This is a genomic window from Bradyrhizobium sp. Crot121 (genome assembly GCF_059512385.1).
This window is the reverse complement of sequence record NZ_JCAMOR010000349.1, coordinates 1-485: the sequence shown is the minus strand read 5'-3', so window position 1 is coordinate 485 and position 485 is coordinate 1. Positions and strand designations below refer to the sequence as shown.

At 61.4% G+C, this 485-nt stretch carries 1 pseudogene; it reads right to left on the bottom strand.

Annotated elements, in window-relative coordinates:
• Positions 1 to 38: 38 nt before the first annotated feature.
• A pseudogene (locus AC5ZGW_RS46920) lies at positions 39 to 485 on the bottom strand (hypothetical protein); the annotation flags it as partial.

Here is a 485-nt window from a genome sequence, read left to right as displayed (position 1 = left end):
CTTCGCGGCTTATCACGAATGAGGGCACGCTCACATGACTACCGCTGCATGTACCCGTCACTGAGCGTCTGCATGAAGCTAACGAGTGCATCCTCCTCCTCATCGGAAAGGCCGAGCCGTCCGACGAACTTGGTGTTCATGTTGCGGATCGACTCCGGCGCAGGCCAGCAGGTGGTCCCCTCGCCGGGGTCGTTGCGACCGCAGCGCGGCAGCACGTCACGCGTGTTGTAGAAGTGCACGATCGACTTGAGACTGGTGAAATAGCCATTGTGTCCGTAAACCTTGACGAAACTCGGGTAAGGCCTCTTGTCGACGTTGCGCAGCGTCGGAACCTGAAAGCGGCCGACAGTCTCGGGCGCGACCGGAGCCCACCGCGCATCGACGGATGAAGGCTGACTGAGCAGATGATCCGCGGTGAGAAAACCTGCGACGCCGGGGTCGACATAGGTTGAGCCTGCCGGGTTGGCGACATAGCCGCGTGCGTC